General features: G+C 71.9%; 21 protein-coding genes and 1 riboswitch. Of the genes, 8 read left to right on the top strand and 13 right to left on the bottom strand.

Features of this window, described 5'->3' with window-relative positions; genetic code table 11:
* The first annotated feature begins 723 nt into the window (after positions 1-723).
* The gene (locus BA175_RS04290) at positions 724-1,335 is read left to right on the top strand and encodes a TetR/AcrR family transcriptional regulator (protein WP_302622478.1); all 612 of its coding nucleotides are present in this window, start codon (positions 724-726) and stop codon (positions 1,333-1,335) included.
* Between the two features lie 102 nt (positions 1,336-1,437).
* Here BA175_RS04290 and BA175_RS04285 read toward each other — a convergent pair whose 3' ends face one another.
* Positions 1,438-2,439, bottom strand: a complete 1,002-nt coding sequence (locus tag BA175_RS04285) for a DUF6745 domain-containing protein (RefSeq protein ID WP_069170318.1) — start codon at positions 2,437-2,439, stop codon at positions 1,438-1,440.
* Between the two features lie 149 nt (positions 2,440-2,588).
* The gene (locus BA175_RS04280; protein ID WP_069169850.1) at positions 2,589-2,915 is read right to left on the bottom strand and encodes a hypothetical protein; all 327 of its coding nucleotides are present in this window, start codon (positions 2,913-2,915) and stop codon (positions 2,589-2,591) included.
* 169 nt (positions 2,916-3,084) lie between these two features.
* On the opposite strand from BA175_RS04280, the gene BA175_RS04275 reads away from it, so the two are divergent.
* From BA175_RS04275 to BA175_RS04250, 6 genes are read left to right on the top strand one after another with little or no spacing between them, the layout of a single operon-like run.
* Positions 3,085-4,044 (top strand): STM4015 family protein, encoded by a 960-nt coding sequence (locus BA175_RS04275; RefSeq protein ID WP_069169849.1) that lies wholly within the window; start codon positions 3,085-3,087, stop codon positions 4,042-4,044.
* 7 nt (positions 4,045-4,051) lie between these two features.
* Positions 4,052-5,032 carry an STM4015 family protein gene (locus BA175_RS04270; protein WP_069169848.1) on the top strand — a complete coding sequence of 327 codons (981 nt, stop codon included), beginning with the start codon at positions 4,052-4,054 and terminating at the stop codon, positions 5,030-5,032.
* Entirely contained in the window at positions 5,013-6,416 is a 1,404-nt protein-coding gene (locus tag BA175_RS04265; RefSeq protein WP_254667803.1) for an STM4014 family protein, read from the top strand. The genes BA175_RS04270 and BA175_RS04265 overlap by 20 nt, the downstream gene beginning before the upstream one ends.
* 37 nt (positions 6,417-6,453) lie before the next feature.
* Positions 6,454-7,266, top strand: a complete 813-nt coding sequence (locus BA175_RS04260; RefSeq protein ID WP_107407531.1) for an STM4013/SEN3800 family hydrolase — start codon at positions 6,454-6,456, stop codon at positions 7,264-7,266.
* Positions 7,263-8,714: an STM4012 family radical SAM protein gene (locus BA175_RS04255; RefSeq protein ID WP_069169846.1), complete on the top strand. Its 1,452-nt coding sequence runs from the start codon at positions 7,263-7,265 to the stop codon at positions 8,712-8,714. The genes BA175_RS04260 and BA175_RS04255 overlap by 4 nt, the downstream gene beginning before the upstream one ends.
* A gap of 28 nt (positions 8,715-8,742) precedes the next feature.
* Complete coding sequence (locus tag BA175_RS04250; RefSeq protein ID WP_107407530.1) at positions 8,743-9,660, top strand: STM4011 family radical SAM protein; 918 nt, start codon at positions 8,743-8,745, stop codon at positions 9,658-9,660.
* A gap of 219 nt (positions 9,661-9,879) precedes the next feature.
* Here the strand turns inward: BA175_RS04250 and BA175_RS04245 are convergent, their stop codons facing one another.
* Together BA175_RS04245 and BA175_RS04240 are read right to left on the bottom strand one after the other, a co-directional pair.
* A complete protein-coding gene (locus BA175_RS04245) occupies positions 9,880-10,707 on the bottom strand; it encodes an SGNH/GDSL hydrolase family protein (protein ID WP_069169844.1) in 828 nt (275 codons plus the stop codon).
* Between the two features lie 181 nt (positions 10,708-10,888).
* A complete protein-coding gene (locus BA175_RS04240) occupies positions 10,889-11,812 on the bottom strand; it encodes a M23 family metallopeptidase (RefSeq protein WP_069169843.1) in 924 nt (307 codons plus the stop codon).
* Positions 11,813-11,814: 2 nt separating this feature from the next.
* Positions 11,815-11,973: riboswitch (cyclic di-AMP (ydaO/yuaA leader) on the bottom strand.
* A 589-nt stretch (positions 11,974-12,562) separates the two neighbouring features.
* Between BA175_RS04240 and BA175_RS04235 the strand changes: the two genes are divergently transcribed.
* Positions 12,563-13,372 (top strand): tyrosine-protein phosphatase, encoded by an 810-nt coding sequence (locus BA175_RS04235; protein WP_069169842.1) that lies wholly within the window; start codon positions 12,563-12,565, stop codon positions 13,370-13,372.
* 208 nt (positions 13,373-13,580) lie between these two features.
* Here the strand turns inward: BA175_RS04235 and BA175_RS31035 are convergent, their stop codons facing one another.
* From BA175_RS31035 to hpnE, 9 genes are all read right to left on the bottom strand, one after another.
* Positions 13,581-13,754, bottom strand: a complete 174-nt coding sequence (locus BA175_RS31035) for a DUF6126 family protein (RefSeq protein ID WP_175420737.1) — start codon at positions 13,752-13,754, stop codon at positions 13,581-13,583.
* A gap of 54 nt (positions 13,755-13,808) precedes the next feature.
* Positions 13,809-14,423: a helix-turn-helix domain-containing protein gene (locus BA175_RS04230; RefSeq protein ID WP_069169841.1), complete on the bottom strand. Its 615-nt coding sequence runs from the start codon at positions 14,421-14,423 to the stop codon at positions 13,809-13,811.
* A 106-nt stretch (positions 14,424-14,529) separates the two neighbouring features.
* Positions 14,530-15,933, bottom strand: a complete 1,404-nt coding sequence (locus BA175_RS04225; RefSeq protein WP_069169840.1) for an aspartate aminotransferase family protein — start codon at positions 15,931-15,933, stop codon at positions 14,530-14,532.
* Complete coding sequence (gene dxs, locus BA175_RS04220; RefSeq protein ID WP_069169839.1) at positions 15,930-17,840, bottom strand: 1-deoxy-D-xylulose-5-phosphate synthase; 1,911 nt, start codon at positions 17,838-17,840, stop codon at positions 15,930-15,932. The genes BA175_RS04225 and dxs overlap by 4 nt, the downstream gene beginning before the upstream one ends.
* A 174-nt stretch (positions 17,841-18,014) precedes the next feature.
* Positions 18,015-19,034, bottom strand: coding sequence for an adenosyl-hopene transferase HpnH (gene hpnH, locus BA175_RS04215; RefSeq protein ID WP_069169838.1), 1,020 nt, complete (start codon positions 19,032-19,034; stop codon positions 18,015-18,017).
* A gap of 6 nt (positions 19,035-19,040) precedes the next feature.
* Positions 19,041-19,694 (bottom strand): phosphorylase family protein, encoded by a 654-nt coding sequence (locus BA175_RS04210; RefSeq protein ID WP_069169837.1) that lies wholly within the window; start codon positions 19,692-19,694, stop codon positions 19,041-19,043.
* 4 nt (positions 19,695-19,698) lie between these two features.
* Positions 19,699-21,711: a squalene--hopene cyclase gene (shc, locus tag BA175_RS04205; protein ID WP_069169836.1), complete on the bottom strand. Its 2,013-nt coding sequence runs from the start codon at positions 21,709-21,711 to the stop codon at positions 19,699-19,701.
* 104 nt (positions 21,712-21,815) lie between these two features.
* The gene (locus BA175_RS04200) at positions 21,816-22,919 is read right to left on the bottom strand and encodes a polyprenyl synthetase family protein (protein ID WP_175420736.1); all 1,104 of its coding nucleotides are present in this window, start codon (positions 22,917-22,919) and stop codon (positions 21,816-21,818) included.
* A complete protein-coding gene (gene hpnE, locus BA175_RS04195; protein WP_069169834.1) occupies positions 22,916-24,298 on the bottom strand; it encodes a hydroxysqualene dehydroxylase HpnE in 1,383 nt (460 codons plus the stop codon). Before hpnE ends, BA175_RS04200 begins: the two co-directional genes overlap by 4 nt.
* Between the last annotated feature and the right edge of the window lie 70 nt (positions 24,299-24,368).

The raw sequence follows: 24,368 nt of genomic DNA, 5'->3' as shown, positions 1-24,368 counted from the left end.
TGTGGGGGGGGGGGGGCGGACATCCGGATGACGCCTTCGCCCGGACGGTGGGCGTGGATCCTGGGAGGCGTCCGGGGCGTCCGGGCCCGCTCGGGCGTGACCACCTCTCGGCCGTCGCGCTCGTCGAGGAGCCGCAGCAACGCGCCGTCCCCGCATGGGATGTCCGTCATGCCGAGTCCAACGTCCGTGCACGCCGAAGGATTCCGCGTCCGGCGACCGGTCTCGTCACCATCGGGAGCGCCGGCGCGCCGCGAGGCCGGCCCGAAGCGTGGCTCGCGGCCCGTACGCGGCGCGCCGGCGCACGGGCCCGTGCGCGAGGCCGGCGCACGGGGCCCGGCGCGGAGCCGGCACACGGGGTCGCGCCTCGGTGGGGGGCTGTCGCACGGTTCCCGCCCGATCAGCGCGCGCACCGGATGTGGCGCCTCACTCGGCGGGAGTGCGTCCGCCTACGGCATGTCCGTGGACCTCCCGACACGGTGACGCGGGCGCCGCTCCGGTCGTCGCGCGCCCGCCGGCAACTGCCGACGCCCGCAGAGGGTGGTCGGGCGATTCCGTCGGATCGGCGCGCGGCGTCGGATGCGGGGCATTGCACGGCGGAGTGACGTCCACATACGGGACATAGAGGAATGTTCCGACCACGTGCCGAGGTGCCGTAGCTGTCCTCGCGCGCCCGCCGCGCATTGCGGGACAGCCCTCAGGGTGAGTGCCCTTAGGGTGAGTGGCGTGGCGAGAGTGCGACTGAGCGTGGCGGAACGGCGTGAGGAGCTCCTGCGCGCTGCTGTCGAGCAGATCGAGGTGCGGGGTGTCTCAGCCGTGCGGATCGCGGATGTGGCTTCCGTCCTCGGGGTGAGCAACGCGCTGGTGCTCTATCACTTCTCCTCCAAGGAGAAGCTGGTGGCGGCCGCCTTCGCGTATGCGGCCGAGGCCGATCTGGCGCATCTGCGTAAGCTGATGGGCCGCCGCACCACGGCGGTCCGGCGGCTCAGGGCCGCCGTACGCTGGTACGCCCCCAGCGGGCAGGCCAAGGGCTGGCGGCTGTGGATCGAGGGCTGGGCCGCATCCCTGCGCGACCCGGCGCTGCGCGAGGTGGCCGGTGATCTCGACCAGCAGTGGAAGGCCGAGCTGGCCGAGGTCATCGAAGAGGGAGCAGCGACCGGCGAGTTCGAGTGCGACGACCCGATGTCCGTGGCGTGGCGGCTGACCGCCCTCCTGGACGGCTTGGCCCTGCAGATGACGTCGTACGGCGGACCGCTGTCCCGGGCGACGACGCTGCGGTGGACCGAGGAGGCGCTGGCCCGCGAACTCGGCCTGCAGCGCTCCGCCCTGACGGGCTGAGGCATACGCACGGTGTCGAGGGCGGAGGAACGGGTGGGCGCCGGGTACCCGTTCCGCCACCGTCTGCCGTGACGGCCCGCCAGGCCAGGTCGACCCGCCAGGTCAGGTCTGGCGCACCGGGGCGTACGCGGCGCCGTCGAGTCCGAAGGTCCACGCGACACCCTCCTTGGCGGTGCTGATCCTGGGGGGAACCCGCAGCCAGTAGGTCCGGTGCGTCCCGTCCGGTTCGGGCGTCGAGTTGACGACCTCGACCATCGCCACGTCCTCGTCGCCCTCCAGAGCGATACGCCAGAGGACTCCGGTCTCGTCGCGGTGCACGGGCTCCGCGCCCGATTCCGCGAGATAGCGGTCGTAGCCGTAGTACTCGAGCATGACGCGGCGCAGTTCGGCGTTCTCCTCGGCGCGTATACGCTCGGGGGTCAGGCTCCCCAGTCCTTCGAGGAACTCGGGCGGCACGGGCATTCCCCGCCAGGCGTGCAGGGCGAAACCGTCACGGTAGGCGAGGGCCGGGCCGTCACCCCGGTCGAGCCGCCCCGCCTCGTCGCGGTGCAGGGCCACGGGCCGTTCGCTGATCACTACGACACGCTCGTACGGCCACCACCATCCGGCGTTCCTGGCGACCTCGGCCAGTCCTGTCAGCCGGTCGCCCCGGCCGTCGAAGGCGGCGAGCCAGGCCGCGTCGTGCTGGCCGAGTACGGCGTCGAGCAGCACCAGCCGGATGTCGGATTCGTCCTCGGGCAGCGTGGCGAGCTCCGCGACGACACCCGTACGTATCCGCTCCGCCAGTGCGGCCGTGGTCTCCCACAGCTGGGCTCCGGTGGCCGACCACAGCGCGGACCAGCCGGCCGGGCCCAGCTCGTCGTGCATCCGTCGGCGCTCCTCCGCCCAGGGGCGGGTGCGCACCTCCTCGCGTACCGATCGGCCGGCGTCGGTCAGCTTCTCCACCGTCTCGACCGCGGCCCTGGGCGAGTCCGCCCAGATGATGCGCTCCGGTTCGGCGAGTCCGGCGCCGCGGTAGGCGAGTCGCACCCCGTCCTCGGCGGCACTCCGGTCCCCCTCTCCCGTCGCTGCGGCAACGGCCCGCCATGTGTTCACGTACTGCATCGTTCTTCCCGTCCCCTGGTTCGTCCCGTAGCCGTCCGTCCGGACGGCGCCGTGTGTCACACGGCCGCGTTCCCGTCGCCGCGTCCGCTCGTCCCGCACTCCGTCGCCCCTGTACGACGACGCCGTTCGCCGCCCACCGCGGCGCGGGCTCAGTCCGCGACGATGCGGACCGCCCCCGGCGCGTACTCCCGCTGGCGCACGACGCGGAACCAGCCCTTGGGCAGCGCGATCGCGGCGTGCTCCTCGTGCACCACCCGCCCGCCTTCGGGGAGATGGAGAAGCATCGGGTCGAACGGCCCCGCCTCGCGCACCAGCCGGCCCGGCCCCTGGACGGCGTGCGCGTGTCCGGTCACCTCACCCAGCGCGAGGACCAGGCGCCCCCGCCCGTCGCGCAGTTCGCCCGGTGCGTCGAGGAACCGTGCGGGAACCTCCGACTCCTCCAGCGCCATGATCAGCACATCGCCCTGCCGGTACACAGACGTCTCCCCTCCACGGCGGCACCCGGTGTGCCGACCGTGGAGGCAACGCTACGACGGGGGTCCGACAACCGGCCTTACGCCGTCGAGGGGCCGCCTGCACGATTGTCAGTGGCACTTGATACACCTTGCGGACATCAACCGTCCTCAGCATCAGGAGCTCAGTGCCATGTCCGGTGTGGAACACCTGCGCGAGTTGTTCGGCCTCCCGGTCGTCACCTTCCAGCAGAAGTCCGAGGAGGCCGACCCTCCGGCGGCGGACGCCGTGGCCTGGCGTATCGGCGTCGACCCGTACGACATGGATGACGAGGGCGGAACGTGGGAGGACCGGTTCGCCGCCTTCCTCGACACGGTCGACCCGTCCGCGGTCAAGGCCCTGGTCATCGGCCCGTGGGGAGAGGTGTACGACGACCCGTCCTCCTACCCCGTCGGCCTCGTCGTGGCCGCGGCCCACCGGCTGACTTCGCTCGAAGCCGTCTTCGTCGGGGATCTGGTGATGGAGGAGGCCGAGATCTCCTGGATCGAGCAGTCCGACGTCACGGCCCTGCTCACCGCCTACCCGGGGCTGACGACCCTCGGCGTGCGGGGAGGCACGGGCCTCGAGTTCCCCCCGACACGTCACGCCTCCCTGCGGTCCCTCTCCATAGAGGCCGGCGGTCTCCCCGCCGAAGTGGTGCGCGGGATCCTGGACAGCGAACTCCCGGCACTGGAGAGCCTCGACCTGTGGCTGGGCGTCTCGAACTACGGGGGTGACGCGACCCTGCCGGACCTGGCTCCCCTCCTCAGCGGCACCCGCTTCCCCCGCCTGCACCACCTGGGCCTGCGCAACAGCGAGTTGCAGAACGAGATCGCGGCCGCGATCGGCTCCGCACCCGTCGTCGCGCGTCTGCGCACCCTCGACCTGTCCTTCGGCACCCTCGGTGACGAAGGGGCGGCGGCTCTGCTGGAGGGCCAGCCGCTCCACCACCTCTCCTCGCTCGACCTGCACCACCACTTCCTGACCGAGCCGATGGAGCGCCGGGTCAAGGAGGCCCTGGAGCCTCACGGGGTGCGGGTGGATCTGTCCGAGCGCTGCACCCCGTGGGACGACCTCGGCGCCGAGGGGCGTTACACCATGGTCGCGGAGTGATGCGGCGATGACCGAGATCGAACATCTCGACGTCGAGCACCCGGACGTCTTCCACGGCCTGCCGGTCCTCACCCTCCCGGCCCCCGACGCCACGGCGGCACCGCTGCCCGCGGCCGACACGGTCGCCTGGCGGCTGGAGTGCGAGCCGGACGGCCCCTTGTTCCCGCAGGTGTGGCGGCAGTTCCTGTCGGCCGTCGACACGAGCCGGGTCCGTGCCCTGCTGATCGGGCCGTGGTGGGAGGGCGACTACACGTCCATCGCCCCCGTGGTCCAGCTCATCGCGTCCGACGCGGACCGTTTCCCGGAGCTGCGCGGGCTGTTCCTCGCCGATGTCACCAGCGAGGAGTGCGAGGTCTCCTGGCTGCGGATGTGCGACATCACCCTGGTGTTCGAGGCCTTCCCCCTCCTCGAGGAGCTGGTCGTGCGCGGCGGGGGCGGCCAGTTCCCGGACGAGGAGAACCTGCGGCTGCGACCGGTGAGGCATCGGGCCCTGAGGACGCTCCGGTTCGAGTCCGGCGGACTGCCGGGCCACGTCGTCCGGGCGCTCGGCGCGTCCGAGCTGCCCGCCCTGGAGCGACTGGAACTCTGGTTCGGTACGCAGTGGTACGGGGGCGACGCCACGGTCGAGGACATACGGCCGGTTCTGTCGGGCACCGTCCTTCCGGCCCTGCGCCACCTCGGTCTGCAGAACAGCGAGATCCAGGACGAGTTCGCGGCCGCGCTCGCCTCGGCCCCGGTCGTCGCCCAGCTGGACTCCCTCGCGCTGTCGATGGGCACCCTCGGCGACCCGGGTGCCCTGGCCCTGCTCGAAGGGCAGCCGCTCACCCATCTCTCCTGTCTGGACCTCCACCACCACTACCTCACCGAACCGCTGATGTCCCGGATCCGTGACGTCTGCGCCGAGGCGGGCGTGCAGGTCGATCTGACCGAGGCGGAGGACTGGGACCCCGAGGACGACGAGAGCCGTTATGTCGTCGTCAGCGAGTAGCGCGCCGCCCCTCGCGGTCGTCGGCAATCCCGGCAACCGCAGGGTGGCCCTGTTCCAGGAGGCACTGAGCACCGCCGGGCTGCCACCGGCGCGCACCGTCCCCTGGCGTGAGGTGCTGCGGGGCGGAGCGGCGTTCCTGCCGGGCGAGCTGGTCCGTATCGACTCGCCCGGCGAGGACGCCGAGGTCGAGCGGCTGCTGCGTGAGGTCGACGACCCGGCCAGGGTGGAGGGGTCGTCCCTCTGGTACACCCGGTTCACCTCTGCGGTACGGGACGTGGCCCGGGCGGCCGACGCGGCCGGCGCCGTGCTGCTGGACGGTCCCCGCGACATCGCGGTGCTCTTCGACAAGCGGCTCTGCCACGCTGCCCTGGACTCCGCCGGGGTGCGGGTACCGGACTCCCCCACGTCGGGCGCCGCCGCGGCCGCGGCCCCCGTGGGGGGCTGGACGGACGTACGCCGGCTGTTGGACGGCCACCGCATGCCGCGGGCGTTCGTGAAGCTCGCGCACGGCTCCTCCGCCTCCGGTGTGCTGGCGCTGGAGACGGCCGGCCCCGGCCGGGTGCGTGCGACGACGTCCGTGGAGACGGACGCGGCCGGCCGCCTCTTCAACTCGCTGCGGCTGCGCACGTACACCTCGGAGCGCGAGGTGGCCGCGGTCGTCGACGCTCTCGCACCGGACGGCCTGCACATCGAGCGCTGGCTGCCCAAGGCCTCCGTACGGGGCGGCCGGGTGGCCGATCTCCGGGTCGTGGTGATCGCGGGCCGGGCGACCCACGCGGTCGTACGGACCAGCCGCTCCCCCATGACCAATCTGCACCTGGGCGGTGGCCGCGGCGATCTGCACGAGGTCCGGGCAGCCGTCGAGGCGGCGGGCGGCAGTTGGGACGAGGCTCTGGAGATGTGCGAGCGGGCCGCCGCCTGCTTCCCGGACACGCTGTGCGTGGGCGTCGATCTCCTGCCCTCCACCGGCTGGCGGCGCTTCGCCGTCGGCGAGGTCAACGCGTTCGGGGATCTCCTGCCGCGCCTGACCGGCCTGCCGGGCAGCGGCGCCGAGGGCATGGACACCTACCGGGCGCAGGTCGCCGCCGTACTGCGGCACGGGGCCCCGCCGGGAATCGGCCCGTCGATGCGGCATCCGCCGCTCCACGAACCGTCCGGCCACGTACCGTCCGGCCGCGAACCGTCCGGCCACGAACCGTCCGGGAACGAGCCTCCGGGCGACGAGCCGTCGCGCTACGGACCGTCGTCGAGCGCGGAGTCCTCGGGCAACAGGCAGTCCGGCCACGAACCGTCCGACCACCAGCCGCCGAGGACGGGGCGGTCCGACCCCGACCCGTCGAAGAACGACCGAACGAGGAACCACCGTGCCACCCACGCCGCCTGACTCCGCGTACGGCGTCATGGACGCCCGTGACCCCGATATGAACGCGGTCGTGGGCACCCACGATCTGCTGCTGGTCACCCTGGACACCCTGCGCTACGACGTGGCCGTGGAGCTGGCCGCCGCCGGGCGCATTCCCCATCTCGCCCGGCACCTGCCTGGGGGCGTCTGGGAGAGAAGACACGCACCGGGAAGCTTCACCTACGCCTCCCACCAGGCCATGTTCGCCGGATTCCTTCCGACACCCGCTGCCCCCGGCCCGCACCCGCGGCTGTTCGCGGCGCGCTTCGCGGGCAGTGAGTCCACGGCGGACGGTACGTTCGTCCACGACGCGCCGGATCTGCTCGCCGGGCTCGCGGACGCCGGGTACCGCACCGTGTGCATCGGCGGTGTCGGCTTCTTCAACCGGCACCCCCCGCTCGGCTCGGTACTGCCCGGTATGTTCCAGGAGAGCCACTGGGAGCCCGGATTCGGTGTCGCCTCTCCCACGTCCTTCGAGAACCAGGTGACCCGCGCCGAGCAGGTCGTCGCCGCACTCGCGCCCGGTCAAAGGCTGTTCCTCTTCGTCAACGTGTCGGCCCTGCATCAGCCCAACTGGTTCCACCTGCCCGGGGCCACCGCCGAGGCAGGCGACTCCCGGGCCACCCACGCCGCCGCTCTGGAGTACGTGGACCGGCATATCGGCCGGCTCTTCGCCGCCGCGAGCAGCCGCCGCCGCTGCTTCGCCATCGTCTGCTCCGACCACGGCACGGCCTACGGCGAGGACGGGTACACCGGACACCGGATCGGCCACGAAGCCGTCTGGACCGTGCCCTACGCCCACTTCTTCCTCGAGCATGGGACGAACCGATGACCAGCGCGACCGGCCGGACGGGCACGACGCACACGACGGGCACCACGAGCACGGACGTCAGGCCCTACGGGAGCTACGTCTACGCCTACCCGCACAAGACCGCCTACCGCCCGCTCGGCGACCACCCGGCCGGACGTCCTTCGCTGAGCGAGTTGTGGGCGGGTGAGCGCAAGGACGCCCTCTCCCTCTATCTGCACATACCGTTCTGCGAGGTCCGCTGCGGCTTCTGCAATCTGTTCACCCGCATCGGCGCACCCGACGAGCTGACGACGCGGTACCTCGACGCGCTGGAGCGCCAGGCGACGGCTGTCCGTGAGGCCTTGGGCGACGTCGAGCCGGTACGCTTCGCCGCCGCCGCCTTCGGTGGCGGAACCCCCACCTTCCTCACCGCCGGCGAGCTGGACCGCCTCTGCGACATCGCGGAGAAGCGGATGGGCGCCGATCTGCGGTCCGTACCCCTGTCGGTGGAGACCTCGCCGTCCACCGCGACAGCGGACCGGCTCGCGGTGCTGGCCGAACGCGGCGCCACCCGGATCAGCATCGGGGTGCAGAGCTTCGTCGACGCGGAGGCCCGTGCGGCGGTCCGCCCTCAGCGCCGGTCCGAGGTCGAGGCAGCCCTGGGCCGCATCCGTGACGCCCGCGTCCCGGTACTCAACATCGACCTCATCTACGGCATCGACGGGCAGACGGAGGCGAGCTGGCGCACGTCGCTGGACGCGGCCCTCGCCTGGCACCCCGAGGAGCTCTACCTCTACCCGCTGTACGTGCGCCCGCTGACCGGCCTCGGCCGGCTGGGCGGCGCGCGAGGCCCGGCGGGCACGCAGGCCGCCACCGAAGCACCGGCCGTCCCGGACGGCGCGGACGGCGCGGACGCCGCCTGGGACGAGCAACGGCTGCGCCTGTACCGCGCGGGCCGGGACCATCTGCTGGAGCGGGGCTACGAGCAGGTCTCGATGCGGATGTTCCGCCGTGCGGACGCCCCGCGGACGGGCCCGGACGACTACGCGTGCCAGACCGACGGCATGATCGGGCTGGGCTGCGGTGCCCGTTCGTACACCTCGTCCCTGCACTACTCCTTCGACTACGCCGTGGAGATGCGGGAGATCCGGGGCATCATCGACGGTTTCACCGCGACGGAGGACTTCTCCCGGGCGGAGGTCGGCAGGTACGTCGACGGCGACGAGGCGCGCCGACGCCACCTCCTCCAGTCCCTGCTCCAGGCGGAGGGCCTGCCGCCCGCCGATTACCGCGAGCGGTTCGGCACGGACCCCTGCGCCGACTTCCCGGCCGAACTCGGGCTGTTCGCCGACCGCGGCTGGCTGGACGACTCCGCGGGCCCCGGCCTGCTCAGTCTCTCGCCGGAAGGTCTGGCCCACTCCGACGCGCTGGGCCCCGAGCTGTTCTCCCCCGCCGTGCGGGCCGCCATGGCCGCCTACGAACAGAAGTGAGCAGTCCGATGAGCGGGGGCCGATGACCGTGGACCTGACGATCCTCTACCGGGGCCCGCTGGCCTCGTGCGACTACGACTGCCCCTACTGCCCGTTCGCGAAGCGGCGCGACAGCCGGGAGCAGCTGCGCGCCGACCGGGCGGCCCTGGAGCGGTTCACGGCATGGGCCGCCGCACAGACCGGCGACCGGCTGTCGGTGCTGTTCACTCCGTGGGGCGAGGGGCTGGTGCGGTCCTGGTACCGGAGGGCGATCGTGGAACTGTCACGGCTTCCGCACGTGGGCCGGGTCGCCATCCAGACCAATCTCGGCGGCCGCACCGACTGGCTGGCGGACGCCGACCGGGAGAAGGTCGCCCTCTGGTGCACGTACCACCCGGGTCAGACCCCGTACGAGCGGTTCCTCGGCTCCTGCGGGAAGCTGTCGGCGCTCGGCGTCCGCCACAGCGTCGGAGTCGTCGGCCTCGACGGCCATCTCGACGAGGCCCGGCGGCTGCGTGCCGACCTTCCTCCGGAGGTGTACCTGTGGGTCAACGCCGCCGAGGGCCACACCTACACGGACGAGGAGGCGGACCGCTGGACGGACCTCGACCCCCTCTTCCCGTACAGCCGGTATCCGCACTCCTCGGCCGGACTGCCCTGCCGGACGGGCGAGTCGGTCATCTCCGTGGACGGGGACGGCACGGTGCGCCGCTGTCACTTCGTCCCCGCCGAGCTGGGGAATCTCTACGACGGCAGCTACCGCCGGGCCCTCGGCCCGCGCGGCTGTCCGCTCGAGGTGTGCGACTGCCATATCGGCTATGTACACCTGGAGACGCTGCCGTTGTACGACGTCTTCGCGGGTGGCGTGCTGGAGCGGATACCCGCCCGCCCGCTGCGGATACCCCTCCCGGGCGGAGCCGTACCGGCGGTCGCGACGCGTCCTCTCCTGCCCCTGATCACTCCGTAGCGGAGTTCGTCCGGCGCGGGTCGCGGCCGCCGGCCGGTACGCCGCCCCGCGGGAGGCGGCGTACCTGGACGGCGTACCTGACGGGTCGTCTGCCGCACCGGGAAGGGAGCAGCGCGTCGGGCCGCGGTTCGCCCGGCCGGCCCTCTCACCGCCGGCGTGAGCCGGGCGGGCCGGGGCCCCGTGTCCGCGACCGCCCCGGTCCCGGTCACGCACCCGCTCTCACAGCGGGAGCAGATCGGGACGCTTGGCCTCGACGTGGTCTCCGGACGACTCGCCGCGCAGCCTCCGCCCGATCCACGGGACGAGGTACTCGCGCGCCCAGAGGATGTCGTCGCGGCGCACCTCGAGCGTGCCGCGCTGCAGCTGCGGCGGCCACCCCTGGTCGGGATCGGCCGGCACCTCGATCCCGAGGACCTGGGCGGCACGGAGCGCGACCCTGGTGTGTCCCTCGGCGGAGAGGTGCAGCCGGTCGGCGTCCCAGGCTCGCCTGTCCTGGACGGACCGCAGCGACCACAGGTCCAGGACCGGGCAGTCGTAGCGGTCGGCGATGGACCGGACGTGGGCGGTGTACGTGGCGATCTTGCCGCGCAGATGCCGGAGCACCGGGACGCCCCGGGTGTCGAAGCCGGTGGTGACCATGACGGTGCCGACCGCCTGCGTCAGGTCGGCGACCGCGCGCTCGAAGCGTTCGGCCACGTCGTCCGGGTCGGAGCCCGGCCGGATGATGTCGTTGCCGCCCGCGCAGAAGCTGACCAGGTCGGGGGCCAGTTGCTTGGCGCGGGGCACCTGTTCCTCGACGATCTGGTCGAGGAGGCGTCCGCGTACGGCGAGATTGGCGTACCGGAAATGCCCGTGCGGGTCGTCCACCGGCCCGGCCGCTGCTTCCGGAACCGGGAGCCGGTCCGCGAGGAGGACCGCGAGCCGGTCCGCCCAGCCGACGAGTCTCCCGTCGGGACCGGGGTCTCCGACGCCTTCGGTGAAGCTGTCGCCGATCGCCGCGTACGACCCGATGACGCCTCGTTGTCTATTTCTCGAATCGTCTGCCACAAGCGCATATCCTGCACCGTCGATTGTGACCTACGCGACCGTAATAAGGGGTTGACGGGTGGTGAGAAAGACCACCCGGTCAGGTTTTGGTAAAGCAGGAATAAGGAGAGGGGCGGTGCGCCGTCGCGCACCGCCCCTCTCTGCGGACCATCTGCTGTACTACCGGACCTTCGCGGTCGCGTCAGATGGAGACGCCGTGCGAGCGCAGGTAGGCGATCGGGTCGACGTCCGACCCGTAGCTCGGGCCGGTGCGGACCTCGAAGTGGAGGTGCGGGCCGGTGGAGTTGCCGGTGCTGCCGGAGAGGCCGATCTGCTGGCCGCCGGTGACGGTCTGGCCGGCGGAGACGTCGAGCGAGGACAGGTGGGCGTACTGGGAGTACATGCCGTCGCTGTGCTGGATGACGACCTCGTTGCCGTACGAGCCGCTCCACCCGGCCGAGACGACGGTGCCGGGGCCGATGGACCGGACGCTGGTACCGGAGGCCGCCTGGAAGTCGGAGCCCGTGTGGTAGCCGCTGGCCCAGCTGGAACCGGAGGCGCGGTACTGGGTGGTGACGTTGGCGCCGGCCACCGGGGTGGTGTAGCCGGAGCTGTTGCTCGCGGCGGCGGTGGAGTCGGCGGCGGCCGGCACCGCGGCCGTCTTCCCGGCGGGAGCGGCAGCCTTCGGGGCCGGCTCCGCCTTGGTGGGCGCGGCCTTGGTGGGCGCGGCCTTGGTGGCGGGCGCGGGCGCCTCGGCGCCGAGGGTCAGCTTCATGCCCGGGAAGATCAGGCTCGGGTTGTCACCGACGACCTCGCGGTTGTCCTGGTAAAGCTTCTGCCAGCCGCCCTTGATCTTCTGGGCGGACGCGATCTTCGCCAGGTAGTCGCCGGGGACCACGGAGTAGGTCGTGGTGGCGCTGTCCTTCTTCGCGGCCGGCGTGGCCGGGGCGGACTGCGCGGCGGCTGCGGCCGCGGGCCTGGTGGCCGGAGCGGACTGCTCCGCGGCGTGGGCGCCGGTGGCGCCGATCAGCGGAAGGGCGAGGACGGCGCCGCCGGTCCCCGCGGCGAGAACGCCTCGGGAGATCGGCCCGGTCCTCGTACGGCGGTGCTTACCCTTTGCGGGCATGGTGCTTTCCTCTCCGGCGCCTGCGAGGTGAGCTGTCGGGTGCGGACTGGAGATGCCCGGCCGCGTCGGACGCGACTTGACCCCGAGCCGTCCGGATCTCCCGGTCGGCGGCTTACCTGGTTCCCCCGCTCCTGCCACACGTGGGTCGGTGCGGATTCCGGGCGGCGGCAGGATTAGGCGTTCCGCCCGGATTGACGGTGACCGTAAGCGAGGCGGGACGCGGTGAACAAGCCACCGGTTGCGGACCGGAATGCCCGCCGCAATTCCGGCACGGAATTCCCGTCACACTCCGTGGATTACGGATCTTGGCTTTCCGCGCGGGACGGGGAATGCCCGTCGGCCTTTCCGCCACACACCGTCACGGATATGATCCCGCTCACCCAGGACCCTCCATCTCCCGCACAAGACCGGCATGTTCGCCTAAATGCCCCAAGACGGACACGATGCCCACACCTCCGGCACACCCAGGTGAGCGCTCACCCAAGGGGGTGTCCACCTTTCCCGGTGGATCGGCGCGCGGCGCCGGATGCGGTGCGTCGCACGGCGGGGGGACGTCCGTATACCGGTTGCGCCTGTGGATGTTCCGACAACGCGGCGAGGTGCCGTAGCTGTCGTCGCGCCCGCCGTGCAGTGCGGGGCGACCCTTACCCGTCGAGGGCATAGCCATTGCCTGCTGCGCCCATGTCGTATCGTCGCGAGCGTGCCCTTCGTCGGCGAGCGGCGCCGGCGCCAGACACTCCAGGAGTCCTTGTGACGCAGCTGCCAGAGGTTCCGCCGACCGACGTCGAGCTCACCGGTGTGCGCAACTTCCGTGATGTGGGCGGGCTCCCGACCGTCGACGGCGGGAGGGTGCGCATGGGGCGCCTCTACCGCAGCGGCCACCTGGCGCACGCCACCGAGTCGGACGCCGCGTTCCTGGCCGGCCTGGGCCTGCACACCGTCTTCGACTTCCGCAACGCGGCCGACCACAAGCTCGACGGTCACGACGTGGAACTGCCGGGCGTCCGCAACGTCAGCATTCCGCTCTCCGACCCGGCCGACGGCGCCGAGTTCTGGCGGCTGGTGCGGGACGGCAATCTCCAGCAGCTGCGTTCGATCCTCGCCGACGGCAAGGGGACCGCGCGGATGATCGCCTCCTACCGGGCCATCATCACGGACCGCACCGCGGAACACAGCCGTGTGCTGCACGCGCTGGCCGAGGACAGCGTTCCGGCGCTCATGCACTGCGCGGCGGGCAAGGACCGGGCCGGCCTGTCGGTGGCGGTCTCGCTGCTCGCCGTCGGCGTCGAGAGGGAAGCCATCGAGGCGGACTACCTCAAGTCCGACGACACGCGCCGCCGGTACAGGATCCGGCGGAGCGACACGTCGTCGGTGGGGATGTCGCAGGAGGTCCTGGATCTTCTGAACCCGCTCTTCGGAGCGCGCTCCGAGTACCTCGCCGCCGCCTTCGCCACCATCGAGGAGAACTGGGGCAGCACGGACCGCTACCTCCGGGACGGCCTGAAGCTCTCACCGGAGACGCGGGAGAGGCTGCGCGAGCGCCTCGTCGAGGACGCGTGACCGCCGCTCCGACGACACACCGGGCGCCCCCACCCCCGGCGCCGAAACGACACCCCGGCACGGCGGGCGGCACCGGGCACCTGGCAGGCGGCACATGGCACCGGCCTGAACCGCCGGACGCCGCCCCCCGCCGGCACCCCGCCTCCCGGGCGGGCACCTCGGCACGCCCCCGTGCCGTCACACCCCCACGCCGGGGGAAATCGGCCGGTCAGCCCTTGCCCGCCACGGTGAACAGCAGGAAGAGGAAGGCGGCCACGACGTGTCCCGCCACCAGATAGGCGAAGAGACGGATGATCACACCCCGTGGCATCTTGCGCTCGTGGGTGTCCTGGCCCTCCTGCCGGCGGGGCGTGAGCGGGTCGTAATCCTCTGAGTCAGACATGACAGTCCTTCCTCTCGGCCGTTCGGCGGAGAGAGCGAGGGGGCGGGTGCGGGGTCAGAAGCGATGGGTTCCGCTGCCCAGGCACAGCTCCGCTACGGGGCTCTGCAGCAGCGTGTGGACGAAGAGGAGCTGGACGCCCCCGGGGTCGAGCGCCGCGATCCGGTGCGGGGTGAGCGAGTCGAAGTGCGCGCTGTCCCCCGGTTCGAGGTCGTGGACGGTCTCCCCGAGCACGACCCTCAACCGGCCGTCGAGGACGTGCAGCCACTCCTCGCCGGGATGGACGCGGACCAGATCTCCCTGGACGCCGTACGTCACACGCACCCGCAGGGCCTGCATGGCGCGGCCCGGGCCGCCCGCCTGCCGGTACTGCCAGCCGTCGGCTTCGGCGCCCGCCCCGCCGAGCGGGCCGCCCCTGACGATCGCGTCACGTTCGGGCGGCATCTCGCCGAGGAGCTCGGAGACCGTCGTACCGTAGATCCTGGCGAGGCCGAGCAGCATGGGCAGCGAAGGCTGCCGGTTGCCGGTCTCCAGCCGGGAGAGGTGGGCCGGGGAGAGACCGGCCCGCCGGGCGGCGCCCTCCAGGGTGAGACCCCGGTTGCGGCGCAGGTCACGCAGGCGTGGTGCGATGCCCGGCAGTTCGTCGGCCACCCCCGCCTCAGGAGGATTCATACCTCCATTGGGCCAGGAACTTTCCTCACAGGCAAATTTCTTACCTGTGAGGCAAAAATGGCCGGCGCCTGCGGGAGGGCGTAGCAGGACGGCCGGGTAACGGGTCTCAGCGGTTGCCGACGGCCTGCTTCACCAGCGTCCTGCCGAAGTCCCACATGAGTCCGCCGCCGTCGTGCGCGTCGTCCATCACGGCCGTGAAGGCGGTCACGAAGCGGTCGACCTCCCGCTCACCGATGACCAGGGGCGGGATCAGTTTGATCACCTCCAGGTGGTCGCCGGACACCTGCGTGAGGATTCGGTGCTTCCGCAGCAGCGGCACGACCACCATCTGCGCGAAAAGCCCCTTGCGTGCCGCCTGCAGCATCGTCCAGCGGCTGCGGAGCTTCAGCGAGGACGGCCGCCCGAACTCGATGCCGATCATCAGCCCGCGCCCCCGCACCTCGTGCAACAGCTCGTAGCGGCCGACGAGGGCGGCGAGCCGCTCGCGGAGCAGGTCCCCGGTACGCCGGGCGTTGGCGACGGTCCCCTCGTCCTCCATCACCGACAGGACCGCGAGCCCGGCCGCCATGGCCTGGGCGTTGGAGCCGAAGCTCGCGGAGTGGACGAGAACCCGGTCCATGGAGGAGTAGACGCGCTTGAAGATCCACTCCTTGCCCAGGGTCGCCCCGACCGGCACGTATCCGCCGGAGAGCGCCTTGGCGACGCAGAGCAGGTCGGGCTCGACCCCCTCCTCGTGCTGGTACGCGTAGAAGTCACCGGTCCGGCCGAGCCCCGTCTGTACCTCGTCCGCGATGAGTACCGCCTTGTGGCGGTGCAGCAGTTCCCGCGCGGCCCGCAGGAAGCCGGGCGGCGAGGCGTGCACGCCCTTGCCCTGGATGGGCTCGACGACGAGCCCCGCCACGTCGCCGCGCTTCAGTTCGCGCCGCAGGGCGTCGAGGTCGCCGAGCCGGATCGCCGTGTCGGGCAGCAGCGGTGCGAAACCGTCCCGGAACCCGGACTCGCCGTTGACGGAGAGCGATCCGGTCGTCAGCCCGTGGAAGGCGTGCGTGCAGTAGAGGATCCTGGGCTTCCCGGTGGCGTACCGGGCGAACTTCAGCGCGGTCTCGACCGCTTCCGTGCCGCTGTTGCAGAAGAAGACCCGGTCCAGGTGCGGGCTGTGCTCCAGGAGCTTCTCGGCCAGCAGTCCGGGCAGCGGCTGACAGTCGAAGCGGGTCAGGTCGGCGAGCGAGGCGTCGAGGACGTCGTGGAGGGCCTTGCGTACGACGGGGTGGTGCCTGCCGAGCCCCATCACCCCGAAACCGGCGAGCATGTCGAGGTAGTCGTTGCCCTCCGCGTCCCAGAAGTACGCGCCCTCGGCCCGCTCGTAGACCCTGTCGAAGCCGATGGTGCGCAGCATGCGCGGCAGCTGGTGGTTGAGGTGGCGGGTGTGCAGGTCGTAGCGTTCGGCGCCGCGCTCCGCCAGGAGCCGCGTCAGGTCGAAGCCCTGGGGCCGGTCGTCGTCGTTCGTCATGCCCCACTCTCCTTCGGCACGTCCCGCTCCCCCGCCGTTCCGGGCCCCGCCAGCGCCTCGCCGATCCGTCCGGCGATCTCCTCGGGCGTGAGCCCGATGTCGGCGAGGACCTCGGCGCGCCTGGCGTGCGCGAGGAACCGCTCCGGGATGCCGAACGTCCGCAGCGGTACGTCCACCTCCGCGTCCCGCAGTGCCTGCCCGACGGCCCAGCCGACCCCGCCTGTACGGCTGTTGTCCTCGGCGACCGCGACCAGCCGGTGCCGGGCGGCGAGGGCGGGCAGCCGGGCGTCGACGGGTTTCACCCAGCGCGGGTCGACGACGGTGCAGCGGATGCCGGCTCCGGCGAGCAGGTCGGCCGCCCGCAGGCATACGGAAGCCAGCACCCCGACCGCGACGATCAGCACCTCGGGGTCCTCGGCCGTGTGCAGGACGTCCATGCCGCCGATCCGCCCGACGGCCGTGACCGGTTCGCCCACCGACTCCTTGGGGAACCGGATCACCGTCGGGGCGTCGTCGACGCCCACGGCCTCCCGCAGTTCCTCGCGCAGCCGGTCCGCGTCGCGCGGCGCGGCGATCCGGAGGCCGGGGACGACCTGGAGTACGGACATGTCCCACATCCCGTTGTGCGAAGGCCCGTCGGTACCGGTGACACCGGCCCGGTCCAGGACGAACGTGACACCGCACCGGTGCAGTGCGACGTCCATCAGCACCTGGTCGAACGCCCGGTTGAGGAAGGTCGCGTAGACGGCGACGACCGGGTGCAGCCCGCCGGTGGCGAGCCCGGCCGCCGAGACGGCCGCGTGCTGCTCGGCGATCCCCACGTCCCACACCCGGTCGGGGAACTTCTCGGCGAACCGGGTGAGTCCGACGGGGTGCAGCATCGCCGCGGTGACGGCGACGACGTCGGGGCGCTCCGCGCCGATCGCCGCGATCTCGTCGCCGAACACAGAGGTCCAGGAGGGCGCCGCGGGCACCACGAGCGGCTCACAGGTCCGCGGATCCATGGCGCCGACGGTGTGGAAGCGGTCGGCGTCGTCGGCGAGGGCGGGCGGATAGCCCCGCCCCTTCTCGGTGATGCAGTGCACCAGGACGGGACCGTGGAAGCGTTTCGCGCGGTGCAGGGCCGACTCCACCGCGGCGGTGTCGTGCCCGTCGACCGGGCCGACGTACTTCAGCCCCAGGTCCTCGAACATGCCCTGCGGAGCGAAGGTGTCCTTGAACCCCTTCTTGGCGCCGTGCAGCGACCCGTACAGCGGCTGCCCGATGACCGGCGTCTGCTGGAGCACCCCCTTGCCCCAGGAGAGGAAGCGCTCGTACCCGTCCGTGGTACGCAGGGTGGCGAGGTGGTCGGCCAGGCCGCCGATGGTCGGGGCGTACGAGCGCTCGTTGTCGTTCACCACGATGATGAGCGGGCGGTTCCTGGCGGCGGCGATGTTGTTCAGCGCCTCCCAGGCCATTCCCCCGGTGAGCGCCCCGTCGCCGATCACGGCGACCACGTGGTCGCGCCGGCCCCGTACCTCGTTGGCCTTGGCGAGTCCGTCGGCCCACCCCAGCACCGTCGAGGCGTGGGAGTTCTCGATGACGTCGTGCTCCGACTCCTCCCGCGAGGGGTAGCCGGACAGTCCGCCCTTGCTCCGCAGGGCGGAGAAGTCCTGCCGTCCGGTCAGGAGCTTGTGTACGTAGCTCTGGTGCCCGGTGTCCCACAGGATGCGGTCCGCGGGCGAGTCGAAGGCCCGGTGCAGCGCGATGGAGAGTTCGACCACGCCGAGGTTGGGTCCGAGATGTCCCCCCGCCCTCGTCACGGCCCGGACGAGGAACGTCCTGATCTCGTCGGCGAGTCCGCCGAGCTCCTGCCGGCTCAGCGCCTTGAGATCCTTCGGCCCCTTGATGGATTCCAGCAACGTCACGCTCGGCCCCCTCTCTGGTCCTGTTCCTCAGCTCACGGTCACGGCCGGTATCCCGCGATCACCGGGCTCCCGCCGCCGGCCCGCCCGGACGCGCCGCGAGGAGCGGTGCGCCGCGAGCGGCCGGGCCGGCGGCAGGGGAGCCCCGGGGCGACCGGTTCTCCGTGGGTCATGACGTCACCGGCTGCCGCCGATGGTCTCCCGTGCGGCGCGCAGGGACTCCTTGAGCGATCCCATGGTGGCGAGCACGGCGGTGGGCTCGTATCCGCAGTGCGCCATGCAGTTGGCGCACCGCGGGTCCTTGCCGCGGCCGTACTTGTCCCAGTCGGTCTCCTCGATGAGCTCGCGGTAGGTAGGGACGTAACCGTCGCTCATCAGGTAGCAGGGCCGCTGCCAGCCGAAGAGGGAGTAGTTGGGGATCGCCCAGGCGGTGCACGGGAAGTCCGCCTTGCCTTCCAGGAAGTCCAGGAAGAGCGGGGAGTGGTTGAGCCGCCAGCGGGCCCGGTTGCCGCCCGCGAAGGACTTCCTGAAGAGTTCACGGGTCTGTTCGACCCCCAGGAAGTGCTCCTGGTCGGGCGCCTTCTCGTAGGCGTAGGCGGGCGAGATCATCATCTCGTCGACCTGCAGGTCGTCGTTGAGGTAGTTGAGTACCTCGATGATGGTCTGCGGGGTGTCGGTGTTGAAGAAGGTGGAGTTGGTGGTGACCCGGAAGCCGCGCTGCTTGGCCTCCTTCATCGCCGCCACCGCCTCGTCGAAGACGCCCTCCTTGGCGACCGACTCGTCGTGCCGCTCGCGCAGTCCGTCGATGTGCACGGCGAAGGCGAAGTAGGGCGACGGGGTGAACTTGTCCAGCTTCTTGCGCATCAGCATGGCGTTGGTGCAGAGGAACACGTACTTCTTCTTGGCAACCAGCTGGCGCACGATCTCATCGATCTGAGGGTGCATCAGCGGCTCGCCGCCGGCGATGGAGACCATCGGGGCACCTGATTCGAGCACCGCGCCGACCGCCTGGGCGACCGGCATGCGCTGCTTGAGCACTCCGGCGGGGTGCTGGATCTTCCCGCACCCCTCGCACGCCAGGTTGCAGGCGAACAGGGGTTCCAGCTCGACGATCAGCGGGAACTTGTCCCGCTTGCGGATCTTCTGTTCGACGAGATACGTCGCAACCTTGATGGACTGACGGAGCGGCATGGCCATCTGGGCTCACCTCCTGGGGAGCAGCAAAGATCGGTGCCATTCGTGGAAAGCGGGAAGGACGGCACGGAGAACGCGGAATGCCGATATTCCACCGCGCACCGTGCCGATGCGGACCAGCTCATGCTCTGGAGCGTCCACGACCACCCGTACGGCGGCAACCGGGCGCGGCCCGGTCCGTACGGCGGTGCGGAGTGTCGCGGCGGACTCCATGTCCACCGCGATGGCGCCGGTCGCCAGCAGTCCTGCCCGTTCGGCCCCGCGGACGACGTGGCCCGAACCGGACAACGGGCCGGTGTGGACGGTGCTGCCGGGTACCGCCCTGGTCAGTGCCTCGACGAGCAGACCGGCGCCGGTGCAGGCCGTGGTGCCCGCGGCGTCCCTCGTCTCCTCGGCCACCACGAGGTCGCCGGGGTGCATGCCGGGGGCGAGGCCGGCGCAGAAGCCGGAGGCGATGACCGCGGCGCCCCCGGCCCCGGGCCGCCCCAGTGCGCCGCGGACCGCTTCCTCGGCCGCCCTGGGGCCCATCCCGGTCCTGACGACGGTGACAGGGCCGGACCCGTCACCGGCCCTGCCGGTGCGCAGGGCCAGCCGTTCGATACCCAGGGCGCAGGCGATCAGGAGCGGCACGGCGGGGCCGGGCGGCGCCTGGGGATCGCCCATCGGCTCAGGCCCCCTTTCCGCTGCCCGCACCGTCGCGGGCGGCGAACGGCTCGCCGTACACGTACCGGCCGAGGGCGGTGAGGGGGAACACCTGCCGGTAGAGGTGGTAGTTGATGGAGAAGTCCCAGGGGAAGCCCGTGCCGGTGAAGTACGGCTCGTCCCAGGAACCGTCGGCCTGCTGGGTCCCGACCAGCCAGGCGATGCCGCGTGCCACGGCCCTGCTCTCGCGTTCCCCGGCCGCGAGAAGCGCGAGGAGTGCCCACGCGGTCTGGGAGGCGGTCGAGGCGCCGTGCCCGATCCACTTCTCCTCCCGGTAGGAGCGCAGGTCCTCGCCCCAGCCTCCGTCGTCGTTCTGCACGGACTCGAGCCAGCCGACGGCCCGGCGGACGGCGGGGTGCGAGGCCGCAAGTCCCGCCGCGACGAGAGCGGGCACGACGGAGCCCGTCCCGTAGATGTAGTTGACGCCCCAGCGGCCGAACCACGCCCCGGACGGCTCCTGTTCGGCCAGCAGCCACTCGACACCGCGGCGGGTACGGGGATGGTGGGCCCGGCCCTCGACCGCGAGCATCTCCACCACGTGCCCGGTGACGTCCGCCGAGGGCGGGTCGATGACCTCACCGAAATCGCAGAACGGCAGCCGGTTCGGGAAGGGGCTCGTGTTGTCCGCGTCGAAGGCGCCCCAGGCCCCGTTGCGGGACTGCATGCCGAGGTTCCAGCGCACTCCGCGCTCGATGGCGGCCTCGACCCTGTCCGGGTCCGGGTGACGGACGCGGCGGAGCGCCAGGACGACTTCGGCGGTGTCGTCGATGTCGGGGTAGTTGTCGTTGTGGAACTCGAACGCCCATCCCCCGGGGGCTAGTTCGGGCTTGCGTACGGCCCAGTCGCCCGGCCGTACGATCTCCTCGCCGAGCATCCAGTCGGCAGCCTTCACGAGCGCCGGATGGTCGGGGCTCACCCCGGCGTCGGCGAGCGCGATGGTGGCGAGGCAGGTGTCCCAGACCGGTGACTGACAGGCCTCGACCATACGGGCGCCGTCCTCGCGCCAGACGGTGAACCGGTCGAGCGAGGCGAGCCCCGCCCGCATCACCGGGTGGTCGAGGTCGTACCCGAGCAGGTGCAGGGCGATGACGGAGTACACGGCGGGCGGCTGGATGCCGCCCCAGCAGCCGTCGTTCTCCTGGCGCTCGATGATCCAGCGGGCGGCGGCGTTCATGGCGACGCGGCGCAGCCGGCGCGGGGCGACCCTGTGGTAGGCGTGCAGTGCCTTGTCGAGCCGCTGGAAGACGCCGTCCCAGCTGACCGCGGGCGCCATGGGCCTGGCCGGGTTCGGGCAGGCCGGGTCGGTGTGCAGTTCGTCCAGGGTGAACGGTGCGGGGCGGACGGGCCGCTTCGCGGAGACGATGGTGAGCGGGACGATGGTCTGGCGGGCCCAGCAGCCGAAGTCGTAGATGTTGAGCGGTACCCACGGAGGGAAGAACATCAGCTCGGGTGGGAGTTCCGGCAGGTCGTCCCACTTCCACCAGCCGAAGAGTGCGAGCCAGATACGGGTGAAGACCCGGGAGGCCGCGATGCCGCCCTCTTCCCTGACCCAGCGGGCCGCCCGGATCATGTGAGGGTCGTCCGGCCTGTCCCCCGCCAGCCGGAGGGCGACGTATCCCTCGATGGTGGCGGAGAGGTCGGGGGGCCCGCCGTAGAAGGTGGCCCAGGTGCCGTCGCCGAGCTGTTCGCCGCGGATGAAGCGGGCTGCCGCCTGCACGGTGGACGGGTCCTGGATCCCGAGGAACTGGCGGAGCAGGAGGTCCTCGGCGTCCATGGTGATGTTGGTGGCGAGGTCGCCCTTCCACCAGCCCTGCTCGTCCTGCCTGCCGAGGAGGTGCTGCACCGAGCGTTCCGCGGCGTGCCGCGCGGCGGCGAACGCGTCGTCCGCGGCGGTGATGGTGGTTGATTCGGTCGGTCGGCTGGCCGGAGCTGCGCGGAGGTGCGCGGCTCCGGTGCTTCCGTCGGTCGTCGCTGTCATGGCTTCCCCTTCGTGCAGTGTGGTCCTCTGCTGTGCTGGGGTCTCCGTCGGCGGGCACCCGGATGGGCGCCCGCCGGCGACTGCGAGTCATATCTGAATGGTCATCATCTCTTTCGTACGACGACGAAGTCGGCGAGCGCGGTGAGCTGCGCCCGAACGGGTTCCGGCATGTCGACGCCGTTCAGCGCCTCGATGGCTACCGTGTGCTGACGGCGGGCTTCCTGGGCGGTCCATTCACGGCCGCCCGCCTCCTCGATGAGTGCCGCGCGCGCGGCGAACTCCTCTTCGGAGAAGCTGTCGAAGTCGCTGCTCTTCGCGTCGGCGGCGAGCAACTCGCCGAGCCGGGCGGAGGCCGGTCCGCCGGCGGCGAGCGCGGCGACGACGGGCAGGGACTTCTTGCGCTGACGCAGATCGCTCCAGGTCTGCTTGCCCGTGGACTCCGGGTCGCCCCAGATGCCGAGCAGGTCGTCGACGGCCTGGAAGGCGAGACCGAGGTGGTAGCCGTACGCCTCCAGGACGTCGGCGGTGCGGTCGTCGGCGCCTCCGAGCACCGCGCCGATGGAGACGGCGCAGGCGAGCAGGGCGCCCGTCTTGTTGCCCTCCATCTCCAGGCACTCCTCGACGGTGACCCGCTCACGGTGCTCGTAGGAGATGTCCTGGGCCTGGCCGTCGATGAGCTTGCGGGTCGCCGTGGTCAACCTGCGGGCGGCTCGCCCGGCTTCCACGGTGCCGAGCTCCAGCAGGATCTCGTTGGCCAGCGCGAAGAGCGCGTCGCCGACGAGGATGGCCTGCGCCGGGCCGTGCACCTTCCATACGGTGTCGCGGTGGCGGCGCTGTTCGTCGCCGTCCATGAGGTCGTCGTGCAGCAGTGAGAAGTTGTGCACGAGTTCGACCGCGACGGCGCCGGGGATGCCGGCCTCGGCGGGGGCACCCGCCGCCTCCGCGGACAGCAGGGCGAGCGCGGGCCGCACGGCTTTGCCGCCGTCGCCGTCGGCGGGCCGGCCCTGGGCGTCGATCCAGCCGAAGTGGTAGGCCGCGACGGTGTCCATGGGCGGCGCGAGCCGGTCCACGGCAGCTCGCAGCACCGGCGCTGACAGGGCCCTTCCGCGCTCCAGAAGCGCGGTGACATCCGTGGTGTCCACCACGGTGCCGTAAGCCGGATTCGCCGGGGTCACAGACTCTCCTCTTGTTCCGGTGGTACTGCTCATGCCGCCTCCTGCAGCGGATGTTCGTGGGTCCGGCCGAGGGCGCGCAGCGCGGCGTCGGCGGCACCGAGGCCGCTGCGGACGGCGCCCTCCATCGTGGCGGGCCAGCCGGTGGCGGTCCACGCACCCGCCAGGTGGAGTCCAGGGGCACGGGTGTGCGTGTCCGGCCTCAGGCGCCCTACGCCGGGTGCGGGGGCGAAGGTCGCGGTGCGTTCGCGGGTCACGAAGAAGTCGCGGATCCCGGCACCACGCGCGGCCGGGAGGAGCCGTTCCAGTTCGGGCAGGTAGCGGCTGCGCAGTTCGGCGACGGGCAGGTCGATCTCGTCCTGCGCCGCGGACTGGGAGACCGCCAGGTACTGACCGGGGCCCTGGAGGCCGGAAGGTGCGGTGCGGTCGAAGACCCACTGGACGGGAGAGCCGAGAGCGGCGAAGAACGGCCTGCGCAGAACCCTGCGGTCGTAGACGACGTGCACGTTGAGGATCGGCGCGTCCGCGATGTCCAGCAGACGGTCGGGGTTCTCGAGCGCCCCTTCGGGCAGCAGGCGGTGCGTCTCGCCCTGCGGGACGGCGAGGACGACGGTGTCCGCCTCGATCCGCTCGCCACCCGTGCCGACGGCCCACCGGCCGTCCTCGGTCCGGGTGATCGAGTCCACCCGGCTGCGCAGGCAGGTGCGTACCCCCGCCGAGTCGAGGGACCTGCGGGCGAGGGTGCCGTGCAGGTCGCCGAGCGGGACGGCGGCCCAGCCGATGTCGGCGGCGCCCGGCTCGGAGAGCAGGCCGGTCTTGAACACCATGGCGGCGAGCGCCATGGAGGCGTGGGGCGCCGTGGCGTTGAGGGTGGCGACGCCGACGAGGTCCCAGAGCGCCTCGATGGTGCGCGGGGACTGCCCGTTGCGGCGCAGCCAGGTGGCGAAGTCGATGCCGTCGAGCGCGGGGTCGGCCGGGTCGAGGCGGCCCAGGGCCAGCGCGGCCCGTGCGACGCCCGCCTTCTCGGCGAGGGAGAGGTGCGGGTAGGCGGCGAGCCCGCCCGCGAGGTGCAGCGGGACGGGCAGCCCGGTGCGGCGCAGCCGTCCGAGCCTCGGCCCCGCGGGCCGTGCGACGTCGAGTACGGGCACGTCGAGGCGGTCCTGGAGCGGTGCGAGGTGGGTGCCGTCGATGCGGTCGAGGAACCAGCGGTAGCCGGTGCAGCAGCGCAGGTAGACGTGCTGGCCGTTGTCGACGGACAGTTCGCCGCGGCGGAAGGAGAACGCCAGCCCGCCGAGCCTGGGCCGGCCTTCGAGGAGGGTTACGCCGACCCCCGCGTCGGCGAGGCGCAGGGCGGTGGTGACTCCGGCGAGGCCGCCGCCGACGACCACCGCACGGTGCGGGTCACGGCCGGTCATGGGTTCCCCTCTCGCCGTGGTGTCGCTGTCCTGGACGCGGTGCACGGCCGGGAGGTTGCCCGCCAGGTGC

The sequence above is a fragment of the Streptomyces griseus genome (assembly GCF_001715295.1).
Classification (GTDB): Bacteria; Actinomycetota; Actinomycetes; order Streptomycetales; family Streptomycetaceae; genus Streptomyces; species Streptomyces griseus_G.
This window is presented reverse-complemented; position numbering and strand designations above follow the sequence as displayed.

What these genes read in the sequence shown, in the direction of transcription:
- BA175_RS04285 (WP_069170318.1), bottom strand. Translation starts at nt 2,439, where the DNA reads ATGCAGTACGTGAACACATGGCGGGCCGTTGCCGCAGCGACGGGAGAG.
- BA175_RS04275 (WP_069169849.1), top strand. Translation starts at nt 3,085, where the DNA reads ATGTCCGGTGTGGAACACCTGCGCGAGTTGTTCGGCCTCCCGGTCGTC.
- BA175_RS04270 (WP_069169848.1), top strand. Translation starts at nt 4,052, where the DNA reads ATGACCGAGATCGAACATCTCGACGTCGAGCACCCGGACGTCTTCCAC.
- BA175_RS04265 (WP_254667803.1), top strand. Translation starts at nt 5,013, where the DNA reads ATGTCGTCGTCAGCGAGTAGCGCGCCGCCCCTCGCGGTCGTCGGCAAT.
- BA175_RS04260 (WP_107407531.1), top strand. Translation starts at nt 6,454, where the DNA reads ATGAACGCGGTCGTGGGCACCCACGATCTGCTGCTGGTCACCCTGGAC.
- BA175_RS04255 (WP_069169846.1), top strand. Translation starts at nt 7,263, where the DNA reads ATGACCAGCGCGACCGGCCGGACGGGCACGACGCACACGACGGGCACC.
- BA175_RS04240 (WP_069169843.1), bottom strand. Translation starts at nt 11,812, where the DNA reads ATGCCCGCAAAGGGTAAGCACCGCCGTACGAGGACCGGGCCGATCTCC.
- BA175_RS31035 (WP_175420737.1), bottom strand. Translation starts at nt 13,754, where the DNA reads ATGTCTGACTCAGAGGATTACGACCCGCTCACGCCCCGCCGGCAGGAG.
- BA175_RS04230 (WP_069169841.1), bottom strand. Translation starts at nt 14,423, where the DNA reads ATGAATCCTCCTGAGGCGGGGGTGGCCGACGAACTGCCGGGCATCGCA.
- BA175_RS04225 (WP_069169840.1), bottom strand. Translation starts at nt 15,933, where the DNA reads ATGACGAACGACGACGACCGGCCCCAGGGCTTCGACCTGACGCGGCTC.
- hpnH (WP_069169838.1), bottom strand. Translation starts at nt 19,034, where the DNA reads ATGGCCATGCCGCTCCGTCAGTCCATCAAGGTTGCGACGTATCTCGTC.
- BA175_RS04210 (WP_069169837.1), bottom strand. Translation starts at nt 19,694, where the DNA reads ATGGGCGATCCCCAGGCGCCGCCCGGCCCCGCCGTGCCGCTCCTGATC.
- shc (WP_069169836.1), bottom strand. Translation starts at nt 21,711, where the DNA reads ATGACAGCGACGACCGACGGAAGCACCGGAGCCGCGCACCTCCGCGCA.
- BA175_RS04200 (WP_175420736.1), bottom strand. Translation starts at nt 22,919, where the DNA reads ATGAGCAGTACCACCGGAACAAGAGGAGAGTCTGTGACCCCGGCGAAT.
- hpnE (WP_069169834.1), bottom strand. Translation starts at nt 24,298, where the DNA reads ATGACCGGCCGTGACCCGCACCGTGCGGTGGTCGTCGGCGGCGGCCTC.